This is a genomic window from Chloroherpetonaceae bacterium (assembly GCA_025056565.1).
GTDB lineage: Bacteria > Bacteroidota > Chlorobiia > Chlorobiales > Thermochlorobacteraceae > Thermochlorobacter.
In genome coordinates, this window is record JANWWA010000001.1 from 169,207 (window position 1) to 186,893 (window position 17,687).

Sequence of the window (17,687 nt, forward strand, 5' to 3'; positions counted from 1 at the left end):
GTGTTTTTTGTTGTCTTGCAAAGCTTAAAGCCTTTACTGGTGTCTTTGTCAAAGTGAATGTACGTCGCTGCATTTACCTATACGACCCTGCGTTATGGTCGCGTCGCCACCTCTTCGTTCCGAACTGTCAATTTCTTTGTTAAGTCTGTGCTCAGCACGCCTTGCAGCGTTGCCCACATCGACGGGTTACGGTTCAAGAGTCGTCGCAGTTCATCTTTTGACCAAGCAATGTATCGTGTAGGCGTCGTAAGCCGAACGGTTGCGGACGGTAGATTACCTGTCAGAAAGCTCATCTCTCCGACAAATGCACCATCTTTTAGCATGGCAACGCGCCGTCCTTTGGAAAGCACTTCAGCTTCTCCATTATAGATGAGCATCATTGAGTCGCATGGCTGCTGCTCTACGATGAGTATATCGTTTGGGTTACCTTCTTTCCACTTGCCTATATGCATCAGCTTCATAAACTCTACTGGTGAAAAAGTCCGAAAGATGGTGCTGTAAAGTTCTTTTTCTTCCTCACTGAAATGCACGCTGCGTCGCTCTTTGAGCAGAATCCCAATCCAGACCAGATTTACTACGATGAACACACCGTTCCAAAAGATATTTACCCAAAGCGGCTCGGCTGGCACAACATAGCAGTAAAAAATGCCTGCCAGCGACGAAACAATCGACATCGTGCGCAGCCAGAAAATATCTCGCACCAAGTAGGAGAGAGCAATCAGCGCAAACGCCACGTTGCCGATTAGAAATCCTACCAGCTCATTCATTGTCGTCGGCTTAGGCGTTTGCGAAGATACGACTTTTGGGGAATTCTATTCCTTTGCCACTTTGGCTGTTAGCTTTGGCGAAGTCGGGCGTGGAAGCTCGAAGCGGTCTTTGATACCTGCATACCATAGTCCGCCCAGCCGCCCTATGGGGTCTAAGGCATCCATATCGATTTTGCCATCTTTGAACACGTGCTCCGCAAGATGCACTAGCACGATTTCACCTAATACCAGCGTGCCACCTAACGGCTCCGAGCCAATCTCAATGAGCTTGTAGAGCTTGCACTCGAAGTTAATTGCGCTCTCTGCCACGCGCTTTGGCTTTACCAGCACCGATGGCTCACGCGTCAGCCCCACTTCATCAAACTCACTGACGCTATGGTCATAGTCGTAGCTTGTCTGATTCATTGCCTCAACCAAATGTCGACTCACGACATTGACGACAAATTCACCTGTCTCTCTCACATTGATGAGCGTGTCTTTCGGCACGCCTACTGTTCGGCTACCTACGACATCACTCTTAATAGCTGGTGCAAAACATAGCACAGGGGGGTTTGCACTAGCGACCGTAAAGAATGAAAACGGCGCAAGGTTATCAATGCCGTCCTTGCTCACTGTTGAGACCCATGCAATTGGGCGCGGCAAGACTGACCCAATCAGAATTTTGTAAAAGTCTCGTGGTGAGACTTCTTGCGGGTTGATTGTGGTTTTCACGGGTAATTAGATTTGGGTTTAGTTTCTAAAGGTGATGGCAAATCGAACTGTGGTGCCTGTTTTAGAAAACTCATAGCGCACATCTTCTGCCAGCTGCTTGATAAGAAACACGCCGCGACCAGAAGGTTTGAGCAAGTTTTCTTCTGCAAGCGGGTTAGGCAACGCATCGGGGTCGAAGCCGTTGCCTTCATCGTGCACTTCGACCAAGAGACGATTGCCGTCAACAGTGCAGCGCAGCGTTGCCCGTTTTTTAGCATCTAACTTATTGCCGTGCAAAATGGCGTTGTTTGTAGCTTCGGTAATGACCAGCATCACATCATGCAGGCGCGCTTCAGAGAAGTGATGCTGCGCTGCCAGTTTCTTTACAAACTTCTCAACCCTACGAACTTCGGTCAGCTTACTCTTCAGGCGCAGTTCGTAAGATGTCTTCATCAGCGGGAAATCGGTTGCCTCTGCTGGACGATTCACCACGAGAATTGCACGGCTAAGGTTAGATTCGGAATGATACGAATGACTGTGCCGTCCAGTTGCTCAACTTGATACCACCCGCTCGCTTCCAGTTCCGTTTGAGGCGCTGGGTAGTAAGTAATGCGAGCTGTCGGACCAAAATATAACACTTCTTGCTGTAAGCGTGGCACAGCTCCCAGAAATCCAAACTGCTGGCGCCAGAAGACTCTTACGCCAGCTGCGACTGCCAGTTGCTCACGGCGTAGCCACGCTTCTATGTGCATCAATCGGTCATTGAACGAGTTGAGTGGTCGTTCTGCAAAATCGCGCCAAAGTAGCTCTGCTCGTTCATAGATACGTTGGTCATAGAGTAATTTAAGAAAGAATGTCTTGGAAAGGCAAATTTCCGCCGAGTCTAAGAAGTTGAACTGACGGAAGGAAAAGCTGCGCACGCTTTGCACGGTCTCAAAAGGATACACCGTGTAGTTTGCCAGCACGCCAAATTCTGCATAGTTTCGAAAAGTTTCTCCAACTCTCCACCATACCGCAGGTGAGAGACGCAAAATGTAATTATCGGTGCTATTTGCGCTTTGCTGACGAAAAATGAACACATTGCGGCTCAGCGCGCCTGACAGCAAGAGACTTATCCCGAGAAACTTGCTCAGGCGCACACTATCGGACAGTGTTAGGAAATAACTCACCTCATCTCGGTCATCGTTGTTTTCAGGCGAAGGGGTATCGAAGCGAAAACCGCGCATCTGATACTGCAACGCCAGCCGATTGATAGGCTCGCCTGTTTCATCACGCAAGTGCCACTCTGCGCCACAGACCAGTGCCGCCACTTCAAAGGCGTTGTTGCGCAGTCGTTCTAATCGCAGTGCCTCTGGCACATTTTGCGAGGCATTTATCGGGCGGTAGGTTTCCGATTGCTGCTGATAGAGAAAGGAGAAGGATAGCTGCAGCGACGCCGTCCGATACAGTGCACTGGCTTGGGTTAGCAATCGCTGCTGCGCAATTTCATTATCATATAAACTGCGAGAGATGTCCAAGAATTGCTGGCTATTTTCACGCCTTACCAGTCGGTAGCGCAGCTCGAAGCGTGCTACCACTGACAGTGCTTCAGTTAAGTGATAGGAGATCGAATCGAGGGTATAGAGGTTTTGATCTACGCGCCGCTCGACGGCCACTTGTGGATTTTCGGGGCTACCAGTAAAAAAGACATTCGAGAAAAAATCGCGCTGCACCCTTTCGTAGCCGCCTGACAGAGAAAGCGACGCCGCATCACTGTAATTTTGACGCAACACCAGCGTCGCCAGTGCGGTTTGATTGCGACGAGGACTTAAAAATTCTTCGCTTAGGTTTAGACTGGAGAATGCGGATAGACTACCGACCCTTAGACTGTCGAGCTGCGCACTGAGCGCATAAGTTATGCCACTGGATGGCTGAGCCAACTGCTGTTCGGCTTTTGCACCCGCCAGCACACTGAGCAAAAGTAGTGAAGACGGTGCAAAGCCCATTCCCAACGCCACTGCATTCGCCAATGCATCGTTGCGAAATAGACTGCGGCTATCGGAGAGTGTAAAGTTTGACACTTGTGCCCGCACTGTCCAGCCACTCTGAATTTGATGCACCAGCTCTGCCTGAAACTGATTTTCGTCGCGCACCGCCTGCTCACGCGCTACGCCCGCAAACTCTGCAAGGTTTGATGTAAATGCCTCGCTTGCGGACAGTTGCCAACCACCGAAGTCATGGAAGAATCCTGCTCGCGCACGCCAAAAGTAAGTATTCAAAAATCGCTCAAATGAGACACTTACGCTGCGACTTGTCAGCGCTCCGAATGCTGTCTTTGGGCGTAGCGAATCTTGGGCTTGTAAGGCAGTGGGAAGCCAAAGTATCCACAGCGCTGCAACTAGCCACCTTCGCAGCTTATGTCCGTAGGCGTGCCTTATCGCGCCGCTTCGGCTTTCACTTCGGAGACAAAGTTGCACGTGCGGTGAGAACCATCGCAGAATGGCTTTTTCTGACTCGCACCACAGCGGCAAAGAAAAATTGTCGGTTTAGACAGCTGAAACGCTGTTCCTGCCGCATCACAAAGTTCAAATGTATCGCCCTCAACTTTGATTGGGCCGTTGTTTAGCACGGTGATTTTAACAGGCATTGCGAAGAAGGTTAGTCAGTTGTTTATTGTTTTCCCTGTTTAAACACTTTGCCGCGGCTCCACCGTTTGCCTTAGGTTGATTGTGGTAATGCTGCCGCTCGTTTTGTTTCGCCATTTGTTAGATACATCTGCCGCATATCGTAGCCCGTCGGGCGCTGGAAGATGCGTAGCTCAAATTCTGGCACGATGGCAATAATATGGTTGAAAATTTCGGCTTGGACATTTTCATAGTCTACAAACGATGTCTCTGTCGTGAACGCCCAAATCTCAATAGGTATGCCGTTCTCGGTTGGCTGCAAGTGCCGCACATTGAAGGTCATTCCTTTGTGAATCTTGGGGTGATTTTTAATGTAGTTGAACACATATGCACGAAAGGCGCCTAAGTTGGTAATTCGGCGTTCATCAACCAAACCTGCGCTGCCTTCTTGCACTGCTTCCCTGCGCCGCTGCTCAATATATTCTGCGATATACTTGATCTTTGAGAGGCGCTCCATTGCGGCTTCATCAAGAAACTTTACCGAATGAATGTCAATGTTGATGGAACGCTTGATGCGCCGTGCCCCCATTTCAAACACTGACCGCCAGTTTTTGAACGATTCGCTAATGAGGGCATATGTTGGAATAATGGTGAAAGTATTGTCCCAATTTTGCACTCGCACCGTAGTTAGTGCAATTTCTGTAACAGTGCCATCGGCGTCGTATTTTGGCATCACAATCCAATCGCCTATTGCCACCAAGCGATTTGTTGCAATCTGAATGCCAGCGGTGAAGCCAAGCAGTGCATCACGAAAAATAATGAGCAACACGGCAGTAATTGCACCCAGACCTGAGAGCAAGACTAAGGGCGACTCGTTCAGCAAAATCGCTAACCCAAAGATTGCACCTACGAAGACTGCAACAATCTGGAAGACCTGAACAATAACTTTGATGGGGAACTCTTTGGTTGATTTTGGTGACGACAGGTAAAGCGCTGCAGTTGCATTGAGCAGCGAAAACGACACCGCCACAGCTACCCAGATGATGTAAAAATCATTCAGGCGACCAAGAAAAGCCACTATATCTGGTGAGTTCGGAAAGAAAAACGGTGCCCCGACCTGCAGCACCACTGCTGGGGCTAAATGTGCCACACGGTCAAAGGTTTTGTGCTCCACTAACACATCGTCCCACTTCGATGTGCTCATCTGAGCCAGTCTATGAATCCATGCTAAGAGAATACGCCGCGCAATGAAATGGGAAGCGTAGCAGACCACAATCAAGAAAATAAACCCGAGCGCCAGCGTTATGAGATTTGCATACTTGATTCCAGCCGATTCAAGCCACTGTTGGAGTGCGTCCATCGTAATTCTTGAGGTTACGGTGTTCCAAATTGTTGGCGTGCAAGTTAGCCAAAAATATCCAATTATTTCTGGGCACTCTCACCACAGCTCTTAATTACATTGCAGGGGTTTTGTATATTGTCTCTGGTTGTGTTGCCAACATTTGGAAAGGAGTAGCTATGTCGCCCAGAGAGTTCATTGACTTTTATGCGCTATTAGGCGTTGCGCCGACTGCAACCGATGATGAAATTCGCCGTGCCTACATTGAGCGCATTAAGGCAACTCACCCCGATACGATGCCCCACTGTTCAGCTCACACGAAAGCCTCAGCTGAGGAAACAGCTCGCTTACTCAATCTTGCCAAAGAGACGCTGCTGTCACCCACTCGTCGCCAAGCCTTTGATGCTCTTTACCGCGCCAAAAAAGGCTACAGCCACTGCTCGCAAGGCGACACTTCTAAGGCACGGCGCGCTGAGTTTTACCGCAGTCTGCGCCTCACAGAGTCAATGCAGCGCATCAATCCGGGCTATGTGCTTTTCGGCATAGGTGTGCTCTACATTTTCTTCGCCTCAGTGGGACTTATCTGGCGTGGTGTGATGACGCAAGGCGGTGTGGTGCGTATTGCTGAAGCGGAACCTGTTACGACACTTTCAAAACCGCTTGCTGAGTATCGTCTGGCATCCACTGCTGTAGCCTTTGCACCTTGGGCTGACACATTGCCGACTGTGCTTTGCTCCACACCAGACGGCATTGCGCTCTATGCTCTCTCCACAGGGCAAGTTCGTGCTCAATATAGGCTTCCATTTTCACCTTCGCTGCTTTGTCTCAGTGCGACTGTGTGGGTTGCCAGTGATGGTGCGCGCTTAGCAGCTGGGGCGCACAAGGCTCAGACACCGCCTCAGCTTTTTTCAGGTCATCAAAAGCCACTTTGTGCCCTTGCGCTTTCACCTGACCACACACGCTTTGCTTCCGCCGCTGATGATCACACCATCAAGGTATGGAACTTAGAGACCGGTCAGTTAGAGCGCTCCTTTGTCTCGGGTGTTCAACCTGCTCGCTCGCTAGCCTACTCGCCCGATGGGAAATTCATTGCCTTCACAGACGATCGCTGGGTTAAAATTTGGATGTGGAAAAATGGAGCTGTTCGCCGTCTTACACAGCACCGTGACAGATTGCTTCACGTGTGCTGCTCTCCCCACTGGGTTGCCTCTGCCAGCGAAGGCGGCGAGATTCGCCAGACCCATTTGGCTACTGGTGCGGCCAAGCATCTTGGTCAAGAATCTGGGCAAATTACCAAGATGATTTACAGCCCTGATTACCGCTTCTTGCTCACTGCCAATTCTGACGGACGATTGCGCCTCTATGATGCCGCAGCCTTCAAGCTACTTGAAGTCTGGAACGCCCACTTGGGTAAGGCTCTGGAAATCGGTTTCAGTGATGATGGCAAGCACATTTACTCTTTCGGCGAAGACCAAGTGGTTCGCATTTGGGCTGTGCCCAATGCCTCACATTCGTCAAACTCTGCTCAACTGCAATCACCCGAACTATGAAAATTACCTTCTTTGATTCACATACCTTTGAGCGAGACTTCCTTATCAAGGCTGCTCGCAATCGGTATGAGCTTAATTTCCTAAGGATTCAGCTCACGACTGAAACCGTTGAGTTGGCCAAAGGCTCAAATGTGGTTTCGCTTTTCGTCAATGATGATGGCTCTGCGCCGATTTTGGAAAAATTGGCTTCGTTTGGCATCAAGCATATTGCCTTGCGCTCCGCTGGATTCAACCATGTTGACCTTGACAAAGCCCGCGAATTAGGCATACGGGTTGCTAATGTGCCTGCTTATTCACCATTTGCGGTGGCAGAGCACACGGTCGCCTTGATGTTGGCCCTCAATCGCAAGTTGCCACGTGCTTACAACCGCGTGCGCGACTTGAACTTCTCGCTCACTGGCTTAGTCGGCTTTGATATGAACGGCAAAACTGCAGGCATCATTGGTACTGGAAAAATTGGGTCAGTTGTTGTTAAAATTCTGCACGGCTTTGGCTGCCGCTTGCTTGGCTACGACATATACCCCAATGAATCACTCACAAAGGAATATGGTCTGGAGTATGTCGACCTCGATACACTCTTTCGGGAAAGCCACATCATTACACTGCACACCCCACTTACGCCTGAGACAAAGTATCTCATCAATGAACACACGATTGCTAAAATGCGCGATGGGGTGATGCTTATCAACACCAGTCGTGGCGGCCTTGTGAAGACTGAGGCTGCACTCGATGGCTTACGCTCTGGCAAGATTGGTTATTTGGGCTTAGATGTCTATGAGGAAGAAAAGGGGCTGTTCTTTTACGACCGCTCCAGCTATGTTTTGCAAGATGAAATTTTAGCACAACTGCTCTCTTTCCCTAATGTCATCGTCACCAGCCATCAAGGCTTTCTGACGGACACTGCCCTGCGCAACATTGCCGATACCACCTTTGAGACAATTGATGCTTGGGCATGCGGCAAGGAAAGTCCAAATGAGCTTGTCATGAAGTAGTCTTTCTTCAACACATTTCGACACTGTGAAGGAGAAACACTATGAACAAGCAAGACCGCTTTGTGGACTACTATGCGGAGCTTGGGCTCAAGCCTAATGCAACAGCTGATGAAATTCGTGCAGCTTACAAGGAGTTGATTAAAGAAACCCACCCTGATAAATTTCAGACTGCATCGCCCCGTGAGCGTGAGCGTGCTGAACGCCGTGCTCAGCGCCTCAATGAAGCCAAGAATACACTCCTTGACGAAGAAAAACGCCGTCAATACGATGCTCTCTACCAGCAGCGCCTCTCAGAAGCAATGGCTTTTGCCGCAAAAGCAGGTTACGATGGCTCTTCCTACAGCGAGTATGCATCGCGAATGGCTGAAATTGAGCGCTGGAACGCTGCTGCAGGTGCGCGCTCTCGTGTCCGCCCACTCACCTTTGTTATCTTATTTTTGCTTGCTGCAATTTCGCTTTTCTGGCGCTTTGTCAACCCCGAAGAATTCGGTAAGCCCGCGCCTGCAGCAGAAGTGCCCACTGTTACGCTTCCAGAGGAGATTTATCGCGCTGGTGCAGCGCTGCAATCTATTGCTTTACCAAACGATGGTAAGTACGCCGCCGCTGTAGCCAGCTACAAAGGCATTGTGATGTGGCGCACCGCACAGCCTGAGCAAATGTGGTTTGGTTATGCTGATACCAGCGCCGTTTCACTTGCAGCGTTTGACCATCGACTGGCACTGGGCACGATGCGCGGGCTTTTGCATCTCTTCGAACTCAAAGGCGACTCGCTCATCTTGCAGCGCACTCTCTCTGCTCACCAGAGCGTTATCACGTCCGTCAATTTCAGCCATGATGGCAAGCTGCTTGTTACTACCAGTTGGGACAAAACTGCAAAGGTTTGGCACGCTGAAACGGGCGAACTGCTTAGAACTCGAATGGGGATTGCCTTCCCTATCTACTCAGCGGTTTTCACAGGCGACGACAAACATATCGCCTTCACCAACGACCAGCAAGTAATGGTCTGGAATTGGCGAGAGGGACAACTTCGCAACATCGGTTTGCACCGCAAGCGCCTCCTTGCAATGGATGCTGATAGCAATTGGGTGCTTTCGTCTGGCGAAGACCGTGTCGTTCGGCAAACTCACCTTGCTACAGGCACTGTGCGCACCACACAACCAGAGCCTATGACCATCACTGCCGTAGCGTTTAGCCCAAAAGGTCATATTTTTGCGACGGCAAATGCCGATGGATTTGTGCGGATTTACTCAGCCAAGACTTGTCAAAAGTTAGATGTTATTGCAGCCCACGCACCTGAATCGGGAAAAGGCAAAGCCACTTCCGTCAAGTTTTCGCCCGACGGTCTGCTGCTTTACTCAGCTGGCACAGATAGCACCATCAAAGCGTGGGATATGCGACCGTATTCAACCGCTTTGCCGTGATGGTAGCCCATCACCTTTGTGCGATAGCGCACAGCTTGCTTTGCTGGCACTCGTAAAGGTGCTTGCTGGAGAAGCATCTTTTCATTGATTTTAACTCAAATTGATTCAAATATGCGCCAGTTATTTTGCTTTATTCTTGCGCTACTCTTTCTGCAAGCAGAGCTTGCGTTTGCGCAGCGGGTCTATACCAAGCGCGACAATAGCCAAGTGCGCGATGGCGCTGGCTCTTACTACAAGCTCATTGCAACACTGAGCGCTAACACCCCCCTTACGATGCTCGAAAAAGCTGACCGCTGGGTGAAGGTGGAACTGCCTGACAAGAAGACACGTGGCTGGATTGCCGAAAACTGCTTAGAAGAAAAGCAAGTGCCCAGCACGCGCGTCATCACCAAGTGGAGCACGGCGCAAGCCTCTCGTGCTGCTGTAGCAGCGGCAGTCAAAGGCTTCGCAAAACGCTCCAAGAAATTCACCGATAAAACGCTGGACATCGTGCTTGACCAGACGTTTAATGAATTTTCCGAAGCTGAGTTCCGAGCGTTCAAGCGGGAGTTGCAGGCACAAGGTGAGCCAACCAAAGTATCGTTCGCTGCGCTGGGTCTTGAACCACCGATGTATGATGCCCGGCTCAATGAACTTGCAGTGGGCGCAGGCGTCGCGGCTCGCCTTGCTTCTGAATTTGGTGTCATTCAAAATCCGCGACTTAGTAAGTATGTCAATATGATTTGTGCCGCTATCGTGGAGCAAACACCATTCTACGATTGGGATTTTAGCGTCTTTATTTTGCAAGACGAAACCATCAACGGGTTTGCTTGCCCTGGCGGCTATATTTTTCTCACCAAAGGTATGATTGATGCTTGCCAAGATGAATCAGAGCTGGCGGCTGTCATTGCGCATGAAATTGCGCATGTCATTCGCCGACACGGAATGGAAGAACTCACAAAGCGCATTGCAAAAATCCGAGCTGCTGAAGCCTTTGCCGAGCTCGAGCAAGAAATGGAAGAAGAAATGGATGAAAGCGAGCAAGAGCTTGAGGAAATTGCCGCTGAATCATATGAGCGTGCCATTCGCAAGCGTCTACTCAAATACGAGTTTGAAGCCGACCGCTACGGTGCTTATCTTGCTGCACAAGCAGGCTATGACCCATTTGGCATTATTCGCATCAGTGAAACGGTTGCGCTGGCGCAAGCAAAGATGGCTGAACCCAAAGTATATAGCTCCGAATACTTCGCACCTGACGATGCTCGCGAGCGCATAAAGCAAATCCGGGCATTCGTTTCTACGCACTACAAGCCCACTACTAAAGGTCGCTTCAAAGAGCGTTTTATGCGCAACACGCGCTAAGCACAGTTTGTGGGGCGGATTTGACCGAGCGGCGTTATGCTTTGCCAAAATCCGCCCTTTGCGTCTTTTGCCCCTTAGTCTGTCACTTCCTCAGCCTTGCAGATTTAACAATTTTTTAACTCCTATTTGGAAGTCAAAACTTCTTTGCTTGCGTATTTTTGCTCCAGCTTGAAGCGAGTATAACCATTGCAATGAGTATGATGCGCGCTGCCATGGCTGGAGTTCTGCTGCTATTGCTCGGTGTTCAGAAGCAAGAAGTTGTATTTCGAAATGTGGTTTGGGGAATGGAGCCTGCCCAAGTGCTTGCCGTAGAAACTGCTCAGCTTATCAAAGAAAGCCCCGGACGACTTTTTTATAGAGGCGAAGAGGAAGGTTACCCTGCGATTATTGTCTACAGCTTCGTAGAAAATAAGCTCATTCAGGCCACTTGCATCTTTCAGTATGAGGGCACCGTTTCCACTAGCGACCTTATCAAGGATTTGGAGCACAAACTTACACGCAAGTTTGGTCAGCCCGAAATCGTAAAAGCAAACTACAAGGCTGTCTGGGGCACTTCTTCCACCCACATTAGTCTCAACCTTACCGATGAGCAGAAAGTTGTGCTAAATTACCTAAGCAGCCAGCTTGCCAAAGAGTTTGCTGGCAAGTGGAAGTCCTCAATGTAATCACTTTGCTTGCCTTAGACTTCAAGGTTGTTTTGCTATGCCTGCCTAAAACAGAAAGGCAGCACCTCTTGTGCTGCCCATATGCCCACTATGCTCTACTCAGAAACGCACACCGCCGCCAATCTGGAAATTTGTTCCCGACGAAATTAGCAGTTTAGCTTGTGCGTAGATTGCCACTGGTCCCACTGGGAACTCCGCACCGCCGAACAGATTTAAGCCTGCATTGGTCGAGCTCGAGGTTTGACGCTGCGTGCCCCCACCGAATGTTGGTACATCAACTGAGACAGATGAAAAGGCGATTAGCAAACCTGCCCCTGCATATGGTGCAATTGGAGATTTAGGGATATCAAAAATATAGGCGACATCACCATGCACGAAAATGCTGAGGGCACTGCCACCGGGCGGACTGGATATAAAGATGTAATCCGCAGTAGGATTTATGGAAAGCGTGCCAAAGCCGGGAACTTTGACCGGCACCGCTACACCCGCACCGAGCGAGAAATTCCCACCGTTGGTATAGATACCCAAGCGGGCATCAGGACGTATCTGCGCCGAGAGATCCGTTGCTACGACTGCACTCAGCACAGCCATCGCAGAACCAAGAAAGAAGAGCTGTTTCATAGTTTGATGTGTTTAGGTTACGTGATTGAGCCTCAAAGAACAACTTTACTTCTCGGTTTGTCCGCCATCCGTTGAGGTTTGCTGCCGCGCCCAGCGCTCAATGTAGCGAGCTAATTCTTCCACACTGCTGAAGATGACTGTCTCTCCCGACGCAGAGCGCTGCAGCTGAATTTTCAGAGAGCTTGTCTCTGACTCGCTATATGCAAATAGCTTCATTACAAACGTCTCTCGCTTCAGCATCGCTTTGCGACAATGGTGTGCAATTTTGCAGACAAGATGTAGCACTCGAGTAACCAATGAGTAACCACCCCGATGGCGAAGGCATTGGGCTCAAGAGGTAACTAAGCAAATTGCGATGGTAGAATGCGCGCAAAGCAGAAATCTCTCACTCTCGTCTTATCATTTTCAGTGGGCGAGGGTATTCTTCACAGCAGAATAGCTTAGGAGTATGATAGCCTTTCTGCTGTCAGGATTTGGCGTGCCGGAATGTTTCGCAACTCAGGAATCCACAGTTTAATGAATGCCGCTTCGGGGTCGTACATTTCCGCTTGGCGCACAGGGTTGAACACGCGGTTTTCTCGTGGGTCGTTACCAATGCCTGCTACATAGTTCCAATTGCCATAGTTGCTACACACATCGTAATCGACCAACATTGACTCAAAGTACTCAGCGCCTAGTCGCCAGTCGATTTGCAGATAATGCACCAAATAACTGGCAACATTTTGTCGCCCTCGATTCGACATAAACCCTGTTGCAGCTAGCTCACGCATATTGGCATCAATGAACGGCTGTCCTGTACGTCCTTCTACCCATCTTTGGAACAATACTCTATCGCGAGACCACTTCTTTGGCTGCCCCTTAATGCCGAATTTGTGGAACAAGCGATTACCATATTTGAGCGCAACAAAGCGGAAAAAATCACGCCAGATAAGCTCGAAAATGAGCCAGTAGGTGGAGTCATTAGCAATGCGCTTGGCTTCGTAGCGCTTAATTTCTTCGTAAATTTTTCGTGGTGACAGACACCCTAAAGCCAGCCATGCCGAAAATTTTGAGGAGTAATCTGCACCAATTAAGCCATTGCGAGTCTCTTTGTAGTTTCTGAGTAAATCCTTCTGCCAGAAATATTCTTCTAAGCGCCTCAGACCTTCACGCTCTCCGCCCTTGAAGTAAAAAGCTGCACGCGGCTCAGGCTGCGGCGGCTGTATTCCTAACTGCTCAAGCGTCGGCAACGCCCCTACCTCTATGCTGGTGGGCTTACGCAGCGATTTCGGCGCGGGGAACGTGGCACGCACAGTTGCGCGCTTTTCGCATTCCTTGCGGAACTGTGTGAACACGTCGGGCAAGTGCTCAATAGACATCGGCAAATCGTTCAAGTGATAAAGCGTGCTGCCCCAATACTCTTTGGTTTGAATGCCTATGGCCTGCAGATTTTTTCGGAGTGCGGCTTCCACACGCAGCTCTTCGCTGGTTACTTCTCGGTGGAAATACACAAAAGAGACGCCTGCGACCTTGGCAAGCTCAGGCACAATCTCCTCTGGCTTACCGATGCGAAAAATTAGCTCCCCTCCCTTTTGGCGAACTTGCTCACGCAAATCTGCGAGACTTTCAAGCAAGAATTTTGCTCTGAACTTCCCCATCTTGGGAAAGCCTGATGGAAGCGTGCCCAAAAGACGCTCATCGAGACAATAGACCAGCAAAGTATCGGGAGAGCTACTTAGCGCCGCAGTGAGGGCTTCGTTATCGTGCAAGCGCAAATCATTGCGCAGCCAAACAAGATTTTTCCAAGACGACATACACCCGCTTTTTACCACATAACTCAAAAATTGTCGAATCAGGTTCAACAACAGAGTGTCGTGTTCGCATTTTATTGCTCGTTCTGAAACAAGGGCGTAGAGTCGGTAACACAATTGCGTGCTACCGATGCCGCATCTGTTTACTGCTCTTCTCCGCCATACCCTTTACTTGGTCGGTCTAATTTGCCAAGAAGTCGTATCTTTGCAGCCCGAGAAAACATTTTGCAAAAATGACCATTACCGCGCTTGCCAGTCTTCTACCAATTCTGGTTATCGCTGCTGCGGTGCTGTTCATCGTGCTGGAGCGGCTTTTCCCCTACGATAAAGGGCAGCCTTTTTTCCGAGAGGGATTTTTCGCTGACCTTGTCTTCTATGCCCTCTTGCAGAGCTACGTGCTATCGCTCATCATTTCAGCTATTGTGTATTGGATTGACGCTCAGACTGGGCTATCCCGACTAAGGCTGTTGGAGGGCGTGCCACTTTGGGCACAAACGCTCATTTTTCTGATTACGCATGACTTTTACATCTATTGGTTTCATCGCTGGCAACATCACAACAAAGTGCTCTGGCGACTGCACGAGGCGCATCACTCTGTTCGGCAGGTTGACTGGATTGCAGGTATGCGCTCACACTCGCTGGAGATTTTGATTAACCAAACAATTGAATTTGCACCAATTGTGTTGCTGGGTGCTCCTCCTGAAATGATTCTCATTAAAGGCGCCATTGACGGCATCTGGGGAATGTGGATTCACAGCAACATTGATGTCAAATCGGGTGTGCTGCAGCTCATTATCAACGGTCCAGAAATGCACCGCTGGCATCACTCCTGTGACATCAAAGAAGGTGGTATAAACTTCTCGACCAAATTAGCGATTTGGGATTGGCTATTTGGCACAGCCTATTTGCCTAAAGAAAAACCTTCTGGATACGGCATCACTGACACCCACTATCCGCTCAGCATCACAGACGGTCCACTTTACATTCGCTTTTGGGAAGACACCAAAAGCTACATTAGGCAGCACCTATACGCATTCCGTCCGCTCTCGGAAAGTGCTGCTTAGCATCCCCAATTTTTTGAGATGGCTTCAAACTCTCGGCGTATTTCTTGACGACGCTCGAGAATGCGCTTTTGTTCTTCGAGCAAGCGCACTTGTTCTGCTTCGTCTAATGTGTGCTGCAGCTTTGCCAGATTTTCTTTTAGCAGGTGATCGCACTGAGCCATCATCAATCTACTCGTAGCGTCTAAGAATGCTTGAAGGCATCGGCGCGCGTGATGAGTTGCGGATTCTTCCGGCCAGCGTTCTGAAATGGGTGTTTCGATTAGCAGCTCTGAGATGAAGTTGCGTAGGCTTTCGTCTTCCAAATAAGCCAGCTCACTTGGCACATCCAGCGTATTTAGCCCACGTGCTTTAAGCTGCTCATAGCGTCTGAGTATGAATGCCACCGTTGCTTGCACCTGCGGGTGCTGCAAGTTTAGGAGCGAAAGATACTCGGCTGTAAACTCTAACGCTGCAGATCCGTGTGCCGTGCTTTCCAGCAGTGCTTTTAGAAATGTGCGCTCTACTACCGATAAAACCTCTTTTGCTTGCGAAGGCTTTGCTGGTGCGATGTGCTGCGCCGCTGCCTGTTGCACGGCTGGCGATACAGACAGCTTCGGCGCAAGACGCTTTCTGCGTTTCTCTGCCTGTTGCGACTCTGCTTCATTTCGCAGCAGTGCAAGGCTAATGTCTAACTTCTCTGACAGCGCCTTAAAGTAAATTTCCTGTGCTAGCTCATCAGGTAGCTTGAGCAGCGTGGCCACCAATTCTGAGAGGCTACGACGAAACTGCACAGGGTCTGATAATGCCCCGCTCTCTTTTAGCATCTGAATTTTGAAGTCCAGAAAGGAAAAACGGTGCGCCGTGATAAACTGACGCAGCGACTCAGCACCTGCTTCTCGCACAAAGCTATCAGGGTCATGTCCATCAGGCAAAATGACCACAAACGGCGTCATGCCTTGCTCGAGCATGGTATCAATGCCTCGCTGCATTGCTGAAAGCCCGGCACGGTCGCCATCGTAGAGAAAGAGGATATTTCTGCTGTAGCGTGAGAGCAACTTTACTTGTTCAGTTGTCAGCGCTGTGCCACTGGACGCCACACAATTGCAAATGCCTGCTTGATGCAGTGAAATGGCGTCCATATAACCTTCTACCAAAATGGCTTCTCCTTTTCGACGAATGTCATCTTTGGCAAAGTTCAGTGCATACAGCAGCTTGGATTTTTCGTAGAGCGGGCTTTCTGGCGAGTTGATATACTTTGGTGCATCTTTTTCGTCCTCGAGCAAGCGACCAGCAAAGCCAACTACCTTGCCCGCTGTTGAGAAAATCGGAAACATGGCTCGATGGCGGAAGGTATCGTAGTGTTTGCCTGATTTTTCGCTGTAGCTGGCCAAGCCCAGTGTCCGCAGCAAGTCGACCGAAAAGTTTTCGCTCTGTGCCGCCTCAATCAGCTTATCCCAGTGGTTATAGGCGTAACCAAGCCCAAAGTGTGAGATGGTCTCCCGAGTTAGTCCACGACTTTTGAAATACTCGAGGCAGACTTTTCCTTCAGCCGTATTGAGGGCTTGGTGAAAAAACCTTGCCGCAAAGCGCATCACTGCGTATTCAATTTGTTCTTTCTCTGCTGCATCAGAGCCTTTCTCATACTGCGAGAGATCTATGCCGACTTTCTTTGCTACGATTTTCACTGCATCAAGAAAGCCGACTTTTTCCATCTCCATCACAAACGTGAAGACATTGCCGCCTTTGCCGCTGGAAAAGCACTTGTAGATTTGCTTCTCAGGCGAAACGAAAAACGATGGTGTTCTTTCATTGGTGAAAGGAGAGCGTGCTTTGTAGTTTCTGCCAGCTGGCTGCAAGGGGACATACTCCGATACCACATCAACAATATCGGCTAAGCGGCGGATTTCCTCAATTTTTTCTTCGGGCAATCTCATCGCCAAAGAAAATTTTTATCTTTGTGCTGTAACCGCTGTGCGACTGCAAAAAAAAATGTTACCTTTGTGCCTTGCCTCTGCTATTTCATCGCAGGTTTTTAACGGTAGAGCCATTCCACAAGCTTAGAGCATTACATAACGATAAATTACTAAGATGTAACGATGGCAATACAGACTAATACACCACTTACCACACCGTCAGCCAAACCCGACAGCAAGAAGCGGGAAATGCTGTTTCACGAAATTCGAGCCGCTTTGCACAATCCTGATGCGCTCGAAGATAACATCTTGCTCAACTATGTGGCTGCTTTAGAGAAGATGGTCTCTACGCATGAACACGTTCCGATTCTTCACTACTACATTGCGCTTGCCAGCGTGCGCTATGCCTTGCGGTGTATCAAGCGAGAAGATGAGGTCGGCATGGAACGCTCGTTTGAGACGGGAATGGAACATCTTGGCAAAGCGCTTGCCATGAAAAGCGACTTTGCCGAAGCCCACATCTTAGAAGCCTACATCTATGCACAGCGCATTGTCAAAGCTGCCACCGAAGCAATGAAGTATGCCCTGAAAATTGCGGAAGCCTTGGGCAAAGCCAAAGTCGTTGAAGCAAATAATCCTCGCCTGCATTTGGTTGAAGGCATCACTTCGTTTGTCCTACCTGAAACTTTTGGCGGCGGCCTTAGCAAGGCTGTCGAGTCACTTAGCAAAGCTGAGCAGCTTTTTAAGACCTATCAATTGCAGTCGCCAATGTATCCTGACTGGGGAAGAGAGGAAGTTTATGCTTGGTTAGGCAAGGCTGCTTTTGAGCAAGAAAATTATGGCTTAGCGCGTCAATACTACCAGCATGCACTTTCCATCAAGCCCGACTACGATTGGGTGAAGAATACGCTAATGGTAGAGCTCAATCAAAAGCGTGGCTAATTCACGCTTT

Annotated in this window: 17 protein-coding genes; 7 read left to right on the top strand and 10 right to left on the bottom strand. The window is 49.5% G+C overall.

Translation table 11 applies throughout. The features are described 5' to 3' along the window. Positions 1-92: 92 nt before the first annotated feature. From NZM05_00725 to NZM05_00750, 6 genes are all read right to left on the bottom strand, one after another. Positions 93-767 carry a popeye domain-containing protein gene (locus tag NZM05_00725; GenBank protein MCS7012139.1) on the bottom strand — a complete coding sequence of 225 codons (675 nt, stop codon included), beginning with the start codon at positions 765-767 and terminating at the stop codon, positions 93-95. A gap of 45 nt (positions 768-812) precedes the next feature. After that, positions 813-1,478, bottom strand: coding sequence for a flavin reductase family protein (locus NZM05_00730; GenBank protein ID MCS7012140.1), 666 nt, complete (start codon positions 1,476-1,478; stop codon positions 813-815). An 18-nt stretch (positions 1,479-1,496) separates the two neighbouring features. Continuing rightward, complete coding sequence (locus NZM05_00735; GenBank protein ID MCS7012141.1) at positions 1,497-1,910, bottom strand: ATP-binding protein; 414 nt, start codon at positions 1,908-1,910, stop codon at positions 1,497-1,499. Positions 1,911-1,942: 32 nt separating this feature from the next. Then, positions 1,943-3,913, bottom strand: coding sequence for a hypothetical protein (locus tag NZM05_00740; GenBank protein ID MCS7012142.1), 1,971 nt, complete (start codon positions 3,911-3,913; stop codon positions 1,943-1,945). After that, positions 3,871-4,083 (bottom strand): CDGSH iron-sulfur domain-containing protein, encoded by a 213-nt coding sequence (locus tag NZM05_00745; GenBank protein MCS7012143.1) that lies wholly within the window; start codon positions 4,081-4,083, stop codon positions 3,871-3,873. Before NZM05_00745 ends, NZM05_00740 begins: the two co-directional genes overlap by 43 nt. Before the next feature lie 71 nt (positions 4,084-4,154). Beyond that, on the bottom strand, positions 4,155-5,420 hold the full coding sequence (locus NZM05_00750) for a mechanosensitive ion channel family protein (GenBank protein MCS7012144.1): 1,266 nt from the start codon (positions 5,418-5,420) through the stop codon (positions 4,155-4,157). A 158-nt stretch (positions 5,421-5,578) separates the two neighbouring features. Here NZM05_00750 and NZM05_00755 point away from each other — a divergent pair, with 158 nt between their 5' ends. From NZM05_00755 to NZM05_00775, 5 genes are all read left to right on the top strand, one after another. Continuing rightward, entirely contained in the window at positions 5,579-6,949 is a 1,371-nt protein-coding gene (locus tag NZM05_00755) for a DnaJ domain-containing protein (protein ID MCS7012145.1), read from the top strand. Further along, complete coding sequence (locus NZM05_00760) at positions 6,946-7,941, top strand: 2-hydroxyacid dehydrogenase (GenBank protein ID MCS7012146.1); 996 nt, start codon at positions 6,946-6,948, stop codon at positions 7,939-7,941. Before NZM05_00755 ends, NZM05_00760 begins: the two co-directional genes overlap by 4 nt. 41 nt (positions 7,942-7,982) lie before the next feature. After that, a complete protein-coding gene (locus NZM05_00765) occupies positions 7,983-9,362 on the top strand; it encodes a DnaJ domain-containing protein (GenBank protein ID MCS7012147.1) in 1,380 nt (459 codons plus the stop codon). Between the two features lie 111 nt (positions 9,363-9,473). Beyond that, entirely contained in the window at positions 9,474-10,703 is a 1,230-nt protein-coding gene (locus NZM05_00770) for a M48 family metallopeptidase (GenBank protein MCS7012148.1), read from the top strand. A gap of 197 nt (positions 10,704-10,900) precedes the next feature. Then, a complete protein-coding gene (locus tag NZM05_00775; GenBank protein ID MCS7012149.1) occupies positions 10,901-11,368 on the top strand; it encodes a hypothetical protein in 468 nt (155 codons plus the stop codon). 99 nt (positions 11,369-11,467) lie between these two features. Here the strand turns inward: NZM05_00775 and NZM05_00780 are convergent, their stop codons facing one another. The 3 genes from NZM05_00780 to NZM05_00790 form a co-directional block, all read right to left on the bottom strand. Further along, the gene (locus NZM05_00780; protein ID MCS7012150.1) at positions 11,468-11,989 is read right to left on the bottom strand and encodes a hypothetical protein; all 522 of its coding nucleotides are present in this window, start codon (positions 11,987-11,989) and stop codon (positions 11,468-11,470) included. Between the two features lie 45 nt (positions 11,990-12,034). Further along, positions 12,035-12,229: a hypothetical protein gene (locus NZM05_00785; protein MCS7012151.1), complete on the bottom strand. Its 195-nt coding sequence runs from the start codon at positions 12,227-12,229 to the stop codon at positions 12,035-12,037. 200 nt (positions 12,230-12,429) lie between these two features. Next, a complete protein-coding gene (locus tag NZM05_00790) occupies positions 12,430-13,782 on the bottom strand; it encodes a DASH family cryptochrome (protein MCS7012152.1) in 1,353 nt (450 codons plus the stop codon). Positions 13,783-14,012: 230 nt separating this feature from the next. Here NZM05_00790 and NZM05_00795 point away from each other — a divergent pair, with 230 nt between their 5' ends. Beyond that, a complete protein-coding gene (locus NZM05_00795) occupies positions 14,013-14,843 on the top strand; it encodes a sterol desaturase family protein (protein ID MCS7012153.1) in 831 nt (276 codons plus the stop codon). Here the strand turns inward: NZM05_00795 and dnaG are convergent. Beyond that, on the bottom strand, positions 14,840-16,756 hold the full coding sequence (dnaG, locus tag NZM05_00800; GenBank protein ID MCS7012154.1) for a DNA primase: 1,917 nt from the start codon (positions 16,754-16,756) through the stop codon (positions 14,840-14,842). The two genes, NZM05_00795 and dnaG, sit on opposite strands and share 4 nt — an antisense overlap. 162 nt (positions 16,757-16,918) lie before the next feature. On the opposite strand from dnaG, the gene NZM05_00805 reads away from it, so the two are divergent. Next, on the top strand, positions 16,919-17,677 hold the full coding sequence (locus tag NZM05_00805) for a hypothetical protein (protein ID MCS7012155.1): 759 nt from the start codon (positions 16,919-16,921) through the stop codon (positions 17,675-17,677). Positions 17,678-17,687: the final 10 nt, after the last annotated feature.